The sequence below is a fragment of the Stenotrophomonas sp. GZD-301 genome, from assembly GCF_049310345.1.
Taxonomy (GTDB): Bacteria; Pseudomonadota; Gammaproteobacteria; order Xanthomonadales; family Xanthomonadaceae; genus Stenotrophomonas.
Window position 1 is genome coordinate 67,288 of record NZ_JBMOWY010000012.1, and the last position, 16,178, is coordinate 83,465.

The following is a 16,178-nucleotide window of genomic DNA, read 5'->3' on the forward strand; positions in this document are numbered from 1 at the left end:
CTTACTCGAACGTCCAGAACGGTGGGGCGATCGCCTCGCGCCAGTACGATTCGGCCGCCATGTAGAAGCCCTGCGCCTCCGCACGGGCGAACCAGCCGGCGGCTGCGTCCACGTTCTTCTCCAGGCCACGCCCACCGCGCCCCTGCACCAGGCCGGCAAGGTACTGGCCGTACACATTGCCCTGGTCGCCCGCGCGGGCATACCAGCGCAGCGCGTCGGCCTTGCTTTCGGTCACGCCGATGCCGGCTTCGTACAGCGCGCCAAGATCGACCTGGGCCTCGGCATCGCCGCGTTCGGCACGGCGCTGGATGCCGGCGATCACCGGGTTCGGCGACGGTGTGGCGCTGACCGGTGTACCGGGCTTGGCTGACCCGCTGGTCGCATCGCGCAGCGCCTGCAGCTTGTACAGCTCGCGCAGGTACACCGCCGAGCGCAGGCGCCAGCGCAGCGCGCCCGTCATATCGCCGCGGCGTTCATACCATTTCTCCAGGTCGTGCATGGCATACGGCGAGCCGTGGTACGCGGCGCTGTGATACCAGCGGAAGGCCTTGCGCGGCGACGGCTTCAGCACGATCGCCTCGGGCTTCTGCGGCGTGTCGCCACTGTCCAGCCGGCCACGCTCCAGGATCGTGCCCAGCTCCTCTTCGGCGCTGGTGGTGTGATGGGTGCGCGGGGTGGTGGCGGCGGCGCGCGCGTACCAGTCCAACGCGCGCGGGTCATTCCAGGCCCGGTACATTCTGGCCACGCGCATCGCCGAGTCGAACTGCCCATCGGCCGCAGCGGCCAGGGCATCACGTTCGGTGTCGCTGACCGGGCGGACAGGGGCGCTATGGCAGCCGGCTAGGGCCAGCAGGGCCAGCGTCGGCAGCAGCGCGGCGCGCAGGCGGGGGAAGCAGAGGGTCATCCATGAGATCCGGAACGGGGCGGGCGATTATCCCCGAGCGCGATGGCGTGCCCGCTGAATCGGTTGCCATCGCAACAGTTGCGCCGTCGCCAAAACCGGGGTACGGTCGATCCATGTCCTCGCTCCTGGCCACCGCCGTCAACACCAATAACCGCAGCAATCTGCGCGCGAATAATCGTGCGCGGCCGATGCGGGACTGCGACCAGGGCTAGAACAGCAACACACGCCCGGACCCAGAAAACCCGCATCGGTCGATGCGGGTTTTTTGTTTTCCGGGTGCAGCACAGGCCCGGGAAAGGTGGCCGGTCGGATACAGACGTCACGTGTATTCCCCCATTCCCAGGAGTTGCTCCCATGTGTTCCATCTTCGGTATTTTCGGCCTGCAGGCCGGTGACGATCTCCCGGCCCTGCGCCGCCACAGCCTCGAGCTGTCCCAGCGCCAGCGCCACCGCGGCCCGGACTGGAGCGGGGTATACGTCGATGACGGCGCCATCCTGGTCCATGAGCGCCTGGCGATTGTCGATCCGGCCGGTGGTTCGCAGCCGCTGCTGTCCGACGACGGCGACCTGGCCCTGGCCGTCAACGGCGAGATCTACAACCACCGTGAACTCAAGGGCGAGCTGGCCCAGCCCTACGCCTTCCAGACCGGGTCGGACTGCGAGGTGATCAACGCGCTGTACCGCCAGGACAGCCCGGCCTCGTTCCTCAACCGCCTCAACGGCATCTTCGCCTTCGCCCTGTGGGACCGCGCCGCGCAGCGCGTGCTGATCGCCCGCGATCCGATCGGGGTGGTGCCGCTGTACTGGGGGCACGACAGCGCCGGCCGCCTGGTGGTGGCCTCGGAACTGAAGTCGCTGGTGGACATCTGCGCCGACGCCGCGCAGTTCCCGCCGGGCCATTGGTACGACAGCGCCACCGACACGCTGACCCGCTATTACGAGCGCCCGTGGCGCGACTACGACGCGGTGGATGGCGTGGCCGCCGACCTGACCGAGCTGCGCGAGGCCTTCGAGCGCGCGGTGCACCGCCAGCTGATGACCGATGTGCCCTATGGCGTGCTGTTGTCCGGCGGCCTGGATTCCTCCCTCGTGGCGGCGGTGGCTGCACGGTATGCGCGTCATCGCATCGAAGATGGCGACCAGAGCGAAGCGTGGTGGCCGCGCCTGCACTCGTTTGCGATCGGCCTGAAGGGATCGCCCGACCTGGCGGCTGCGGCCATCGCCGCCGAGGCGCTGGGCACCGTGCACCACGGCTTTGAATACACCTTCGAGGAAGGACTGGATGCGCTGCCGGAAGTGATCCGCCACGTGGAAACCTACGACGTCACCACCATCCGCGCGTCGACCCCGATGTTCCTGCTGGCGCGCCGGATCAAGGCGATGGGCGTGAAGATGGTGCTCTCGGGGGAAGGCAGCGACGAGATCTTCGGCGGCTACCTGTACTTCCACAAGGCGCCCAACGCACGCGAGTTCCACGAGGAGCTGGTGCGCAAGCTCGATGCGCTCAACAACTACGACTGCCTGCGCGCCAACAAATCGATGATGGCGTGGGGCGTGGAGCCGCGCGTTCCGTTCCTGGACCGCGAGTTTCTCGATGTGGCCATGCGCATCGATGCCCGCCACAAGATGGTGGGGAAGGGCGGCGACGGCGCGCGCCGGATCGAGAAGGCGGTGCTGCGCGAAGCATTCGACGGGTACCTGCCGGAATCCATCCTGTGGCGGCAGAAGGAGCAGTTCAGTGATGGCGTGGGATACGGCTGGATCGACGGGCTGAAGGCGCATGCCGAGGCGCAGATCAGCGACCGGGTCATGGCGGCGGCGGACAAGCGCTTCGTCCACAACCCGCCGCAGACCAAGGAGGCCTATTACTACCGCCACGTGTTCGAGCAGTACTTCCCGACCCAGGCGGCGGCTGAAACCGTGCCGGGTGGCAAGTCGATCGCCTGCTCGTCGCCGGCGGCCATTGCCTGGGACGCGAGTTTCGCGGGCATGGCCGATCCGTCCGGCCGCGCGGTCGCCGGCGTGCACGCCCAGGCACTGGCCTGATCGGTGCGTTGCGGCGACGCCACCGTGTCGCCGCAACGTCGCCTGCTGTCGCGGGGGCGTCGAATCCGTAGAATCCCCGCTTCAATCGATGGGGATCGGTCATGGAAGCAGACACCACCCGCGGCATGCGTCGCAGCGGTTTGGCATGGCGTTATCTGGGCTGGGTGGCGCTGCCGTTGCTGATCGGCCTGGGCCTGGCGCGCTTTGCCGGCCCGGGCGTGCAGGCACAGGTCGCGCATGGCGACGCGGCGCTCGGTGCCGGATGGGCGGCGCATCTGAATGCACCGCTGGGTCTGTTCCTGCTGCAGCTGCTGGTGCTGCTGCTGGTGGCCAAGGGGGCGGGATGGCTGTTTCGCCGTCTCGGGCAGCCCGGCGTCATCGGCGAGATGGCCGCTGGCCTGATGATGGGGCCGCTGGTACTGGGCGCGCTGCTGCCGCAGGTGCATGGCGCGCTGTTCCCGCCCGCGTCGCTGGGCTCGCTCGGGCTGCTCAGCCAACTGGGCGTGCTGATGTTCCTGCTGGTTGCCGGGGCCGAACTGGACCTGGGCGGCCTGCGTGGCCGGCGTCGTTTTGCCTTCGTGGTCAGCCATGCCGGCATCGCGGTGCCGTTCGTGCTGGGCGTGCTGCTGGCGCTGTGGCTGTACGGCGCGCACGCGCCAGGCGGGGTGGGATTCACCGGATTTGCGCTGTTCGTCGGCGTATCGCTGAGCATCACCGCGTTCCCGGTGCTGCTGCGCATCCTGGCCGACCGAGGCATGACCGGCTCGCCGCTGGGCCAGACCGCGATCGCCTGCGCCGCGCTTGGCGATGCCACTGCCTGGTGCCTGCTGGCGCTGATCGTGGCGGCCGCGCAGGCGCAGGGCTGGGTGCCGGCGACGATCAACCTGGTCTGCGTGGTGGCGTTCGTGGCCGTCATGCTGGGCGTGGTGCGGCCGTGGTTCTCGCGTCGCACGATTGCGCCGGGGCTGGAGGGCCGCTGGCTGCTGATCATGCTGTTGATGGCGCTGGGCTGCGCGCTGGTCACCGAGATGCTCGGCATCCACGCGCTGTTTGGCGCGTTCGCCGCCGGTGTGGCGGTCTCCGGCAATGCCACCCTGCGGCACACCGTGGCCACCCGGGTCGAGCCGTTCGCGGTCACCCTGCTGCTGCCGCTGTTCTTCGCCATGACCGGCCTGCGCATGCGCGCCGATGCACTGCAGGCCAGCGATCTGCTGCTGTGCCTGGTGGTGATCGCGGTGGCCACCGTGGGCAAGCTGATCGGCACCTGGAGTGCGGCACGCAGCGCCGGCATGGGCAATCAGGAGGCCTGGAAGCTGGGCGCGTTGATGAACACCCGCGGGCTGATGGAACTGATCGTGCTCAACCTCGGCTACGAGCTGGGCTTCCTCGGCGACCGCCTGTTCGCCGTGCTGGTGATCATGGCGCTGGTGACCACCGCCATGACCGGGCCGCTGCTGAGCGCGATGGAGCGTCGCTGGCGGTAAACGCGTGGTGCGCTACCGCGCCGCGCCCGGCGTCAGTTCCAGCCGGTACACGGTTCTGCCCGGCAGGAACGGGGTCGGTCTCCCCTTCACCCAGTCGTCGTGCCCGGCGCCCCAGAACGGCGACAGCGGATGCCCGCTCTGCCCGCCGGGCATGTGGACCAGGCCGTCGGCCTCGTGGCCCGGGGCGACCACCATCCGCTGTGAGGCGCCGAAGGCCGGCCCCTGCACGCGTGGCATGTCGCGGTCGCCGGGCAGGGCATCGGCCGGCATGCACAGCCAGCGCCGGGCCAGCGCCGGCAGGGCGCGGCTGATCGGATGGCAGATCGCGGCGGTGTTGCGCTCGCCCCAGGTGCGCTGCGCCAGATCCGGTCCCTGTGCGCCAAGGTCGGTGTCGAGTTGGCGGGCGGCATCGGCGAGCAGCGCGTCCCAGCTGGGGTAGGTGGGCGGCAGCAGGTGGGCCGGCCGCTCGGTCACCAGCGGCCAGGCCACCCCGTCGAACTGCGCCAGCCGCGGTGCGAGGTACTGGTCGCCGAGCTGCGCCTTGGCCGGTGCCAGCAGGCCCGTCGTCAGCGCGTCCACCACCTTGCCGCGGAAGCCGCGCGCCAGCCGGTAGCCGACCGAATCGACGGCGGCGTGCCCGTCCCAGTGGCGACTGGCCGCGTCCAGGCGCTTCAACGCGGGGTCGTCGCTGCCCTCGACGACCTGGCGCATCAGCGTCCACCAGCGGGCCATGAACAGCGCACGGTCGTCGAGCTGGATCGCCAGCAGATCCGCTTCGGTGAAGCGCTCGCGCGCCATCAGACGGTCGCGGATCTGCCGCCCGCGCGCGCCCAGGTCATAGCCGCCATTGCCGGCGGTGGCCAGCGCCTCGCCATCGAGGACGCGCCCGTTGGCGGTCCACAGGCGGTGCGAGGGCGGGTCGATCAGGGCCGGCGAGCGGTCGCTGCGGATCGGCCAGGGCGCGCAGTGCGCGCCTGCCGGCTGCGCGGTGCCGGCAGGCGGGCAATCGGCAGCGCGGTCCGGGCGGGCGCCGATCAACCGCCAGGCGATGCGTCCGTTGCGGTCGCCCAGTACCAGGTTCTGGGTCGGAATGCCGGCGCGGTCGGCGATGCGCAGGGCATCGTCGAGGTCGCCGGCGCGCGCCATCGCCGCGAAATCCAGGCGCACCGCGCCGGGCAGCTGCGCGGTCCAGCGCAGCGCCTCGCCGCTGCCGTCCGGACGCACGTGCAGCAGCGGTCCCCACGGGGTCTCGCGCACGCGCAGCAGCGTGTCGGGCTGGCCGGCGACCTGGATGCGCTCGTCGTAGGTCCGGAGGCCGTCGGCCGTGCCGGTCGCAGAGGCCGGCACGTGGACGAAATCGGCGTTGTCGATGTAGCTGTTGGTGAAGCCCCACGCCACGTGGCCGTTGCTGCCGACCACGATGGCCGGCAGCCCGGGCAGCGAGAAGCCGCTGACATCGACCTTCCCGCCGGGCGCCTGCGGATCGGGATAGCGCAGCCGCACCCGGAACCAGAGATTGGGCGCGCGCAGGCCCAGGTGCATGTCATCGGCAACGATCGCGCGGCCGTCGGCGGTGAGGGCGCCGGCCACCGCGAAATTGTTGCTGCCGTGCACGTCCGGCGCGGCGAGGGTGGCCGTCGCGGCGGGCGCCGCAGACGTGGGCTGGCGCAGATCCAGCACGTCGGCGCCGGGCAGCCGCGCATTGCCGCGCGGGGCACCGAACAAGGGCGCATCCCATTCGCTGCCGTCATGGGCGAGCAGCGCATACAGCGCCGGCGGCACCACCTCGCGCAGGCGCGCCATCGCCAGTTCGTCCTGGTTGCGGGGGTCCTGCAGGTCGGCATACATGGCCAGCCCGGTCAGCACGCTGTCCTCTGCCGCCCACGGGGCCGGTGACTGGCGCAGCAGCAGGTACGGCCACGGGCGCACGCGCAGGCCGGCCACGCCGGCGTTCACGCCGGCCACATACGCGTGGATTACCTCGGTCTGCGCACCGATGGCCTCGGCCAGGTGCGCCCGGGTCCGGGCGCGCAGACGGTGCACGCGCATCCGCTGGTCCATTTCGACGGCGGCCGGGCCGAACAGCGCGGCCAACTCGCCGGCTGCGGTGCGGCGCATCAGGTCCATCTCGAAGTAGCGCTCCTGCGCATGCACCAGCCCCAGTGCCTGCATCGCATCGGCCTGGCTGCCGGCGTCGATGGTGACCACCCCGAGCGCATCGCGGGTGACGCTCACCGGGCCCTGCAGACCCGCCAGCGGCTGCGTGCCGTCCAGCGCGGGCAGGCTGCCACGCAGCAGCCACCACACGGTGGCGATGACGACGATGACCAGTACCCCCAACAGCCACAGCACCCGCGTGAGCCAGCGACGCATCCCGCGCCCCCCGATGACGGTGTTGGCCGATTGTAGGCGCCAACTGCGACTGATTCCGATTAGATCATTGGGATTTTGGATGGGGCACCATGTGCGCCATCGATCCACCAGGAACCCCCACCATGAAAGGCAATCCGGACGTCATTGCGTGCCTGAAGGAACTGCTGCGCGGCGAATTGGCCGCGCGTGACCAGTATTTCATCCACTCGCGCCGCTACGAGGACCAGGGCCTGTTCGCGCTGTACGAGCGCCTGAACCATGAGATGGAAGAGGAAACCCAGCACGCCGATGCGCTGCTGCGCCGCATCCTGTTCCTCGGCGGGGACCCGGACATGCGCCCGCATGCGTTCGAGCCCGGCACCACGGTCGAGGACATGCTGCAGAAAGACCTGGACACCGAGTACAGCGTGCGCAACAACCTTGCCGCCGGCATGAAGCTGTGCGAGCAGCACCAGGATTACGTGAGCCGCGACATGCTGCTGGTCCAGTTGAAGGACACAGAGGAAGACCACGCCTGGTGGCTGGAACAGCAGTTGGGCTTGATCAAGCGCATCGGCCTGGCCTTGTACCAGACCAGCAAGATGCAGGCGAAGGGCACCGCCGCGCACTGACGTACGCCCTTGTTCCACCGCGCGCCAGCCAGCCTTTCGCCAGCACGCCGCAGCCACCCGCGTCCGCCCGCCAGCAACCGCCAGCCAGCCGACGTTGAAGCAAACAAAAAGGCCGGGGAAACCCGGCCTTTTTGTGTGCGCGTCCGCCGTCGGCGTTACTCGACCGCCAACCCTTCGACCTTCTGCCAGCCACGCGGCAGCAGGTGGCCGCGCGTGGCACGCGTACCCAGGTAGGTGTCCAGATCCTTGAACGACAGGTTCATCGTCCGCTGGCCGCTGCGCACGAGCAGGGTGTTGCCAGGGCTCACCGACACCACCGCCACCACGCGCTCGGTGGCGAGCTTGGCCTTGGGGATGTCGATGATCTTGTTGCCCTTGCCCTTGTCCAGTTCCGGCAGGTCGCTGGCCGCAATCGCCAGCAGGTTGCCCGAGCTGGTCACCGCCACGATGCGGTCCGTGTCCGGATTGGCGACGATGGCCGGGGTCAGCACCTTCGACCCGGAGGTGAGGTTGAGCATCGCCTTGCCGGCCTTGTTGCGGCCGGTGAGGTTCTCGAAGCGCGTCACGAAGCCATAGCCATGCGTGGACGCCAGCACGAAGCGGGTGTTGTTCTCGCCGCTGGCCAGCGTCATGAAGGCGCTGCCCGGCGCCGGCGAGAAGCGGCCGGTCAGGGGCTCGCCGTTGCCGCGCGCGGAGGGCAGGGTGTGGATCAGCGTGGAATACGCGCGGCCCTCGCTGTCCAGGAACGCCACCTGCTGGGTGCTGCGTGCACGCACCGACCCCAGCAGCGCATCGCCGTCGCGGTAGGACAGCGTGGCCGGGTCCATGTCGTGGCCCTTGGCCGCGCGGATCCAGCCCTTCTCCGACAGCACCACGGTCATCGGCTCGCTGGGCACCAGCTCGGTTTCGTCGATGGCCTGCGCCGCACCACGCTGCACCAGCGGCGAACGACGGTCATCGCCGAACTTCTTCGCATCGGCCACCAGCTCGTCGCGGATCAGCTTCTTCAGCTTGGCCTTGCTCTCCAGGATCGACTGGATCCTGCTGCGCTCCTTGGCCAGCTCGTCCTGCTCACCACGGATCTTCATTTCCTCCAGGCGCGCCAGCTGCTTCAGCTTGGTGTCGAGGATGTACTCGGTCTGTTCCTCGCTCAGTTTGAAGCGCGCGATGAGCGCCGGCTTGGGCTCGTCCTCGGTGCGGATGATGTGGATCACTTCATCGAGGTTGAGGAAGGCGATCAGCAGGCCGTCCAACATTTCCAGGCGGCGCTCGACCTTCTGCAGGCGATGGTTGAGGCGGCGGGTCACGGTGGTGCTGCGGAACTGCAGCCACTCGCTGAGCAGCATCTTCAGGTTCTTCACCTGCGGACGCCCGTCCAGCCCGATCACATTGAGGTTGACCCGGTAGCTGCGCTCCAGGTCGGTGGTGGCGAACAGGTGGCCCATCAGCTGTTCGGCATCGACGCGGTTGGAGCGCGGCACCAGCACCACCCGCACCGGGTTGGCGTGGTCGGATTCGTCGCGGATGTCTTCCAGCCACGGCAGTTTCTTGGCGCGCATCTGCGCGGCGATCTGCTCGATCACCTTCGACGGCGATACCTGGAACGGCAGCGCGTTGACCACGATGTTGTTGTGTTCCTTCACGAACGTCGAGCGCGCCCGCACGCTGCCGTTGCCGGTCTCGTACATGTTCCGCAGGTCGGCCAGCGGGGTGATGATCTCGGCGAAGCTCGGGTAGTCCGGCCCCTTCACGTGCTCGCACAGGTCGGCCACGGTCGCATCGGGATCATCCAGCAGGTGCAGCAGGGCGCTGACGATCTCGTTGAGGTTGTGCGGCGGCACGTCGGTGGCCATGCCCACGGCGATGCCGGTGGTGCCGTTGAGCAGCAGGTGCGGCAGGCGCGCCGGCATCCAGGTCGGCTCTTCCAGGGTGCCGTCGAAGTTCGGGGTCCAGTCGGTGGTGCCCTGGTTGATTTCGCCCAGCAGCACTTCGGCGATCGGGGTCAGCTTGGATTCGGTGTAACGCATCGCCGCGAACGACTTGGGATCGTCGGTCGAACCGAAGTTGCCCTGGCCTTCGATCAGCGGATAGCGGTACGAGAACGGCTGGGCCATCAGCACCAGTGCTTCGTAGCAGGCGCTGTCGCCATGCGGGTGGTACTTGCCGATCACGTCGCCGACGGTACGTGCGGATTTTTTTGGCTTGGAGCCCGCGTTCAGGCCCAGCTCGCTCATCGAATAGATGATGCGGCGCTGCACCGGCTTGAGCCCGTCGCCGATGAACGGCAGTGCGCGATCGAGCACCACGTACATCGAATAGTCCAGGTACGCCCGTTCGGCGTATTCGCGCAGGGGCAGCTGTTCAAAGCCGTGGAAGGCGGGGCGGGCGAGATCGGTCATGCGGGATTGGTACCTGTGGCAAGGGACGGCGACGGCTGTCGCCCTCGCAGGCGGACGATTATCCGGATGCGGCCGGGGATGCCAAGCCGCGTGATGGGTTGAGTGGCTGTCCGTTGCGCGCCAGATAGCGCCCGGGCGGGCAACCGAAGTGGCGGCGGAACACCGTGACGAAGGCGCTGGGGCTGCTGAACCCCAGTTCGTGGGCGATGTCGGACACCCCCTGGCCGTCGGAGAGGCGGCGCAGACCCTCGGCCAGGCGCGCCTGCTGGCGCCACTGGGCGAAGCTGAGCGTGGTCTCGTCGCGGAAGTGTCGGGTCAGTGTACGCGGCGACAGCCCCGCCCACTGCGCCCACTGCTCCAGGCTGCGGCCGTCGGCCGGATTGGCGATCAGCTGCGAGGCGATCCGCAGCAGCCGCCGGTCCTGCGGCATCGGCAGGTGCATGCGCTGGCGCGGGGCGTGCCGCAGTTCGTCCAGCAGCACCTCGATCATGTGCTGCTGGCGCGGGCTGGCGGCTTCCGCAGGCGGCCATTCGGTGACGCGCAGGGCCAGCGCCTGCAGCAGGTCGGAGATGGCGACCACACACGGTTCGTCGGGCAGTTCGCGGGTCAGCTCGGCACTGATGATCACGCCCCAGCCCCGCAGCGGGCCGCAGATATCCACCGTGTGCGGCTCGGCCGGGGGCATCCAGCCGGCGCAGCCGGGCGGCAGCGACCAGTTGCCGTGCCGGGTGCGGATGTTGAGCAGGCCGGCCTCTACGCTGATCAGCTGGCCGCGCCGGTGCTGGTGCCAGTCGATCTCGCGCTCCAGCCCGTTGGCGCTCTCGACGCGGAAGCCGAGCACGCCCAGCCCATCGTCGCGCTCGAACCAGTCGAGCACGTTGTTGCGGATCATCTGGGCGGCGATGGGGTCGGGCGCTGGCCGGAATGTGTCATTCATTGACCATATTGTAATACCGGGCCAGTCCCGGGCGCCATTAAGGTGGCGTCCTCCCATTGTTCTGCGTGCTGCAACACAGCATTTGGTTCCAGATTGAATATTTCCATTGAGAAATATAATTTTTGGAAGAGAATGCTCCCCATGATCTGTCCCGAAACCACGCCTCCCAGCTTCGGACTGCTGTTGCGCCAGGTGCGCGATGGCCTGGTCCGTCAGCTAGACACGTCGATGGCCGAAGAAAACCTCGGCATCGGGTTCACCCACTACCTGGGCCTGAAGGTGCTGTCGGCGCGCGCGCCGTGCACCGCCAACGAACTGGCCCAGGCCCTGGACCAGGTGCCCAGCGCCGTCACCCGGCTGCTGGACAAGCTCGAAGCGATGGGCTGCGTGCGGCGTGAGCCGCATGCCCAGGACCGTCGGGCGCTGCAGATCGTGTTGACCGACGACGGCCGCCAGTTGTGGGCCCGGCTGAAGCAGCGCGGCGACCAGACGATGAACGACGCCATGCGCGACCTGTCCGAGGACGAGCGCGCGCAGCTGCATTCCCTCATGACCCGTGTACGTGACTCCCTCAATTCGCCATGACTTCCCTCTCTGATCGCTCCTCTTCACTGCGCCCGCTGCGGCCGGTGCTGCTGTCCGTGCTGGCGCTGGCCCTGGCCGCGTGTGCCAGCACCGGCGGCCTGGAACCCAAGGCCGCGCTGCTCGACGCCGACAGCCTGCAGACCCAGCGCACCCTGGCCAACCACGGCCTGAGCCAGCCGGGCTGGCCGTCCACCGACTGGTGGCGCGCGCTGGGTGACCCCCAGCTCGACGCCCTGATCGCTGAAGGCCTGCAGCGCAACCCCAGCCTGGATGCGGCCGATGCACGCCTGCGCCAGGCCCGCGCGCAGATCGGCAGCGCCCATGCCGACCGCCTGCCGAGCGTGTCCGCCTCCGGCGGCTACACCGGCGTGCGCCTGCCCGAATCGATGGTCGGCGACGAACTGGGTGGCAGCTATGCCGGCAGTGGCCAGGCCTACCTCAGCGTCAGCTACGGCATCGACCTGTGGGGCGGCAAGCGCGCCGCCTGGGAAGCGGCCGTGGACAGCGGCCATGCCGCCGCGGTGGACGCGCAGGCCGCGCGCCTGAACCTGTCGGCGGCGATCGCCGAAGCGTATGCGCAGCTGGGCTACGCATGGCAGCTGCACGATGTGGCCGGCGAAGAACTGGCGCGCGCGCAGAAGACCCTGGACCTGACCCGCCAGCGGCGCGCCGCCGGCATCGACAGCGACCTGCAGACCCGCCAGGCTGAAGCCCGCATCCCGGCCGCGCAGCAGCAGCAGCAGGCCGCGCAGCAGCAGATCGACGAAGCGCGCACCGCGCTGGCCGCGCTGGTCGGGCAGGGCCCGGACCGCGGCCTGCAGATCGCGCGCCCGCAGGTGCTGAACCCGCTGGCGTTGCAGCTGCCGGGCGTGCTGCCCAGCGAACTGCTGGGCCGTCGCCCGGACATCGTCGCCGCGCGCTGGCGCGTGGAAGCGGCCCACCGCGAGATCCACGCGGCCAAGGCGCAGTTCTACCCGAGCCTCAACCTCACCGCGCTCGGCGGTGTGGTCTCCAGCGAGGTCGACCAGCTGCTCAAGAGCGGTTCGACCTTCGCCTTCCTGGGCCCGGCGCTGAGCCTGCCGATCTTCGATGGGGGCCGCCTGCGCGCCAACCTGGACAAGACCGACGCGCAGTACGACCTGGCCGTGGCCGACTACAACCAGTCGGTGGTCAACGCGCTGCGCGATGTCGCCGACCAGGTCAACGCGGTGCGCTCGCTGGCCGATCAGGCTGCTGCGCAGGCCCAGGCCGTGAGCACCGCACGTGCCGCCCACGACCTGGCCGAACAGCGCTACCGCGCCGGCATCGGCAGTTACCTGGACGTGCTCAGCGTGGAAGAGCAGCTGCTGCTGTCCCAGCAGCGCCTGGCCGGGCTGCAGTCGCGTCAGATCCTTGTTTCGGTGCGCCTGAGCCAGGCGCTGGGCGGCGGTTTCACCCCGTCCAGCGACACCGCCACGGTTGCCGCCACCCCCGAATCCTCGCATTCCTGAGAGTCATCCCATGAGTCAGACCTCCGCCCCCGCTGCCGAGAACGCAGCTCCCTCCCGTCGCGGCAAGCTGCTGCGCGGCCTGCTGGTCATCGTGGTGCTGCTGCTGGCCGCCCTGGCCCTGTGGTACTTCATGTTCGGCCGCTGGTTCGAAGAAACCGACGATGCCTATGTGCAGGGCAACCAGGTGCAGATCACCCCGCTGATCAGCGGCACCGTGGTGGCGATCAACGCCGATGACGGCATGCGCGTGGCGCGTGGCCAGCTGCTGGTGCAGCTGGACCCGGCCGACACCGAAGTGGCGCTGCAGCAGGCCGAAGCCAACCTCGCCAAGACGGTCCGCCAGGTGCGCGGTCTGTACCGCAGCGTGGAAGGCGCGCAGGCCGAGTTGAATGCCCGCCAGGTCACGCTGAACCGTGTCCGCGAGGACTTCAATCGCCGCAGGAACCTGGCCGCCACCGGCGCGATCTCCAACGAAGAGCTGGCGCACGCCCGTACCGAACTGGCGGCTGCCGAAGCCGCGGTCGCCGGTTCGCGCGAGACCTTCGAGCGCAGCAACGCGCTGGTCGACGACACCGTGATCGCCACCCAGCCGGACGTGCAGGCTGCTGCCGCGCAGCTGCGCCAGGCGTACCTCAACAACGCCCGCGCCGGCATCGTCGCGCCGGTGGCCGGCTATGTCGCCCGTCGTTCGGTGCAGGTGGGCCAGCGCGTGCAGCCGGGCAATGCGCTGATGGCCGTGGTGCCCACCGAACAGATGTGGGTGGAAGCCAACTTCAAGGAAACCCAGCTGCGCCACATGCGCCTGGGCCAGGAAGTGGAACTGCGCTCGGACCTGTACGGCGGTGATGTGACCTACAAGGGCCGCATCGACAGCCTGGGCCTGGGCACCGGCTCGGCGTTCTCGCTGCTGCCGGCGCAGAACGCCAGCGGCAACTGGATCAAGATCGTGCAGCGCGTGCCGGTGCGCATCGCCATCGATGCCAAGCAGCTGGCCGAGCACCCGCTGCGCATCGGTCTGTCGATCAAGGCCGAAGTGAGCCTGCGCGACCAGAAGGGCACCGTGCTGCCGACCGAAACCGCCAAGGGCCAGGTGTTCGATACCGACGTCTACGCCAAGCAGCTGCACAGCGCCGACGATGTGATCCACCAGATCATCCAGAGCAACCTGCCGCAGCAGGCCAAGGCAAGCTGAGGCCACCATGTCCGCACAAGCTCCCGCCGCACCCGGTATGCCGGGTGCGCCAGGGACGACAGCCGGCTTCAAGCCGGCCAATGTCGCCCTGTGTACCGCCGGCCTGGCGATGGCCTCGTTCATGCAGGTGCTCGACACCACCATCGCCAACGTGTCGCTGCCGACCATCGCCGGCAACCTGGGCGCCAGTTCGCAGCAGGCGACGTGGGTGATCACCTCGTTCGCGGTCAGCACCGCGATCGCGCTGCCGCTGACCGGCTTCCTGAGCCGTCGCTTCGGTGAGACCAAGCTGTTCGTGTGGGCCACGCTGGCCTTCACGCTGGCCTCGCTGCTGTGCGGCCTGGCGCAGAGCATGGGCATGCTGGTCGTATCGCGTGCGATCCAGGGCTTCGTGGCCGGTCCGATGTACCCGATCACCCAGAGCCTGCTGGTGTCGCTGTACCCGCGCGAGAAACGCGGGCAGGCGCTGGCGCTGCTGGCGATGATCACCGTGGTGGCGCCGATCGCCGGCCCGATCCTGGGCGGCTGGATCACCGACAACTACAGTTGGGAATGGATCTTCCTGATCAACGTGCCGCTGGGCATCTTCGCCGCGCTGGTGGTGGGCAACCAGCTCAAGGGCCGCCCGGAGCACACCGAGAAGCCGAAGATGGACTACGTCGGCCTGATCACGCTGGTCATCGGCGTGGGTGCGCTGCAGCTGGTGCTGGACCTCGGCAACGACGAGGACTGGTTCAGCTCGGGCAAGATCGTGGTGCTGGCCTGCGTGTCGGTGGTGGCCCTGGCGGTCTTCCTGATCTGGGAACTGACCGACAAGGACCCGATCGTGGACCTGCGCCTGTTCCGCCACCGCAACTTCCGCGCCGGCACGCTGGCGATGGTGGTGGCCTATGCGGCGTTCTTCAGCGTGGCACTGCTGATTCCGCAGTGGCTGCAGCGTGACATGGGCTATACGGCGATCTGGGCCGGTCTGGCGACCGCGCCGATCGGCGTGCTGCCGGTGATCATGACCCCGTTCGTCGGCAAGTACGCGTCGCGCTTCGACATGCGCATGCTGGCCACCATCGCCTTCGTGTTCCTGTCCTTCACCAGCTTCCTGCGTTCGGGCTTCAACCTGCAGGTGGACTTCGGCCATGTAGCCGGCATCCAGCTGATCATGGGCATTGGTGTGGCGCTGTTCTTCATGCCGGTGCTGCAGATCCTGCTGTCGGACCTGGACGGGCGCGAGATCGCGGCCGGTTCCGGCCTGGCCACCTTCCTGCGCACGCTGGGCGGTAGTTTCGCGGCGTCGCTGACGACGTGGCTGTGGGCGCGGCGCACGCAGGAGCACCATGCGCACCTCACCGAGCATGTGTCCGGCTACACGCCGGGCATGCAGGACCAGGTGACGGCGATGGGGCAGGGTGATCTGCAGCATGGCGCGGCCGTGCTCAACAACATGATCAACCACCAGGCATCGCAGATGGGCTTCAACGACATCTTCTTCCTGCTGGGCTGGATCTTCCTGGCCATCATCGCCTTCCTGTGGCTGGCCAAGCCGCCGTTCGGTGCAGGGGCGGGTGCGGCCTCGGCCGGTGGGCATTGATCGGCATCTGAACTGCAACGCAGAGAACCCCGTCGAAAGCGGAGCAGCAGCTCATCTGCACTGCCGCTGGCTTGGTCGGGTACGGGAGGAGCGGCGGGACACGCCGCAAGTACGTCCGTGTAGGCTCGTTCGCGCCATCCGTGGCGCTCTACGGTCCCGCCACTCCACCCATACCCGCCCCTGAAAGTGAGTCGGTGCGTGACGAACAGTCCACGGCCAAACAGCCAAACAGCAGAGCGCGAAACAGCTGAACAACGGTCGGCTCCACCGCCTTGCGTTGCTGTTCGATAGGCGCCGACCAACTGTCTGGGGTGGGGGTGTGTGGGGGCGCGGGGCCGTTGCGCCGCATGGATGCGGCGCACGAGCCTACACGGACGTACTTGCGGCGTGTCCCGGGAACCCGCACACCCCCGCCCAGCCCGTCGCAGGCACAGAAGCAACGCTCTGGCTTCAGCGTCGGCTTCTAAAAAACCCATCTGCACTGCCGCTGGCTTGGTCGGGTACGGATGGAGCGGCGGGACACACCCCAAGCGCAGCCCGTTCTGATCGTTCGCTTCATCCGTTCCGCTCTA

The 16,178-nt window shown here is 68.7% G+C and carries 11 protein-coding genes; 7 read left to right on the plus strand and 4 right to left on the minus strand.

Features of this window, described 5'->3' with window-relative positions; all coding sequences use genetic code 11:
• Nucleotide 1 precedes the first annotated feature (1 nt).
• A complete protein-coding gene (locus ACO6VK_RS03450) occupies nt 2–904 on the minus strand; it encodes a tetratricopeptide repeat protein (protein WP_422505584.1) in 903 nt (300 codons plus the stop codon).
• A gap of 354 nt (nt 905–1,258) precedes the next feature.
• On the opposite strand from ACO6VK_RS03450, the gene asnB reads away from it, so the two are divergent.
• On the plus strand, nt 1,259–2,950 hold the full coding sequence (gene asnB / locus ACO6VK_RS03455) for an asparagine synthase B (protein WP_422505585.1): 1,692 nt from the start codon (nt 1,259–1,261) through the stop codon (nt 2,948–2,950).
• 101 nt (nt 2,951–3,051) lie between these two features.
• Nucleotides 3,052–4,434 (plus strand): cation:proton antiporter, encoded by a 1,383-nt coding sequence (locus tag ACO6VK_RS03460; protein ID WP_422505586.1) that lies wholly within the window; start codon nt 3,052–3,054, stop codon nt 4,432–4,434.
• A 12-nt stretch (nt 4,435–4,446) separates the two neighbouring features.
• Here the strand turns inward: ACO6VK_RS03460 and ACO6VK_RS03465 are convergent, their stop codons facing one another.
• Complete coding sequence (locus ACO6VK_RS03465) at nt 4,447–6,807, minus strand: penicillin acylase family protein (protein ID WP_422505587.1); 2,361 nt, start codon at nt 6,805–6,807, stop codon at nt 4,447–4,449.
• A 122-nt stretch (nt 6,808–6,929) separates the two neighbouring features.
• Here ACO6VK_RS03465 and bfr point away from each other — a divergent pair, with 122 nt between their 5' ends.
• Nucleotides 6,930–7,418, plus strand: a complete 489-nt coding sequence (bfr, locus tag ACO6VK_RS03470) for a bacterioferritin (protein WP_422505588.1) — start codon at nt 6,930–6,932, stop codon at nt 7,416–7,418.
• Nucleotides 7,419–7,573: 155 nt separating this feature from the next.
• Here bfr and parC read toward each other — a convergent pair whose 3' ends face one another.
• Entirely contained in the window at nt 7,574–9,817 is a 2,244-nt protein-coding gene (gene parC, locus ACO6VK_RS03475) for a DNA topoisomerase IV subunit A (protein WP_422505589.1), read from the minus strand.
• Between the two features lie 58 nt (nt 9,818–9,875).
• Entirely contained in the window at nt 9,876–10,754 is an 879-nt protein-coding gene (locus tag ACO6VK_RS03480; RefSeq protein WP_411850463.1) for a helix-turn-helix domain-containing protein, read from the minus strand.
• A gap of 141 nt (nt 10,755–10,895) precedes the next feature.
• Here ACO6VK_RS03480 and ACO6VK_RS03485 point away from each other — a divergent pair, with 141 nt between their 5' ends.
• The 4 genes from ACO6VK_RS03485 to ACO6VK_RS03500 are packed head-to-tail and all read left to right on the plus strand — an operon-like array spanning nt 10,896 to nt 15,606.
• Nucleotides 10,896–11,339: a MarR family winged helix-turn-helix transcriptional regulator gene (locus ACO6VK_RS03485; protein ID WP_422505590.1), complete on the plus strand. Its 444-nt coding sequence runs from the start codon at nt 10,896–10,898 to the stop codon at nt 11,337–11,339.
• The gene (locus tag ACO6VK_RS03490; protein ID WP_422505591.1) at nt 11,336–12,829 is read left to right on the plus strand and encodes an efflux transporter outer membrane subunit; all 1,494 of its coding nucleotides are present in this window, start codon (nt 11,336–11,338) and stop codon (nt 12,827–12,829) included. The genes ACO6VK_RS03485 and ACO6VK_RS03490 overlap by 4 nt, the downstream gene beginning before the upstream one ends.
• Nucleotides 12,830–12,839: 10 nt before the next feature.
• Nucleotides 12,840–14,021: a multidrug efflux MFS transporter periplasmic adaptor subunit EmrA gene (emrA, locus tag ACO6VK_RS03495; protein WP_411850466.1), complete on the plus strand. Its 1,182-nt coding sequence runs from the start codon at nt 12,840–12,842 to the stop codon at nt 14,019–14,021.
• A gap of 7 nt (nt 14,022–14,028) precedes the next feature.
• Nucleotides 14,029–15,606 (plus strand): DHA2 family efflux MFS transporter permease subunit, encoded by a 1,578-nt coding sequence (locus tag ACO6VK_RS03500; RefSeq protein WP_411850467.1) that lies wholly within the window; start codon nt 14,029–14,031, stop codon nt 15,604–15,606.
• The last annotated feature ends 572 nt before the right edge of the window (nt 15,607–16,178 follow it).

Excerpts from the sequence above, each read along its gene's own strand:
- ACO6VK_RS03450 (WP_422505584.1), bottom strand. The coding sequence starts at position 904 with ATGACCCTCTGCTTCCCCCGCCTGCGCGCCGCGCTGCTGCCGACGCTG.
- asnB (WP_422505585.1), top strand. The coding sequence starts at position 1,259 with ATGTGTTCCATCTTCGGTATTTTCGGCCTGCAGGCCGGTGACGATCTC.
- ACO6VK_RS03460 (WP_422505586.1), top strand. The coding sequence starts at position 3,052 with ATGGAAGCAGACACCACCCGCGGCATGCGTCGCAGCGGTTTGGCATGG.
- ACO6VK_RS03465 (WP_422505587.1), bottom strand. The coding sequence starts at position 6,807 with ATGCGTCGCTGGCTCACGCGGGTGCTGTGGCTGTTGGGGGTACTGGTC.
- bfr (WP_422505588.1), top strand. The coding sequence starts at position 6,930 with ATGAAAGGCAATCCGGACGTCATTGCGTGCCTGAAGGAACTGCTGCGC.
- parC (WP_422505589.1), bottom strand. The coding sequence starts at position 9,817 with ATGACCGATCTCGCCCGCCCCGCCTTCCACGGCTTTGAACAGCTGCCC.
- ACO6VK_RS03480 (WP_411850463.1), bottom strand. The coding sequence starts at position 10,754 with ATGAATGACACATTCCGGCCAGCGCCCGACCCCATCGCCGCCCAGATG.
- ACO6VK_RS03485 (WP_422505590.1), top strand. The coding sequence starts at position 10,896 with ATGATCTGTCCCGAAACCACGCCTCCCAGCTTCGGACTGCTGTTGCGC.
- ACO6VK_RS03490 (WP_422505591.1), top strand. The coding sequence starts at position 11,336 with ATGACTTCCCTCTCTGATCGCTCCTCTTCACTGCGCCCGCTGCGGCCG.
- emrA (WP_411850466.1), top strand. The coding sequence starts at position 12,840 with ATGAGTCAGACCTCCGCCCCCGCTGCCGAGAACGCAGCTCCCTCCCGT.
- ACO6VK_RS03500 (WP_411850467.1), top strand. The coding sequence starts at position 14,029 with ATGTCCGCACAAGCTCCCGCCGCACCCGGTATGCCGGGTGCGCCAGGG.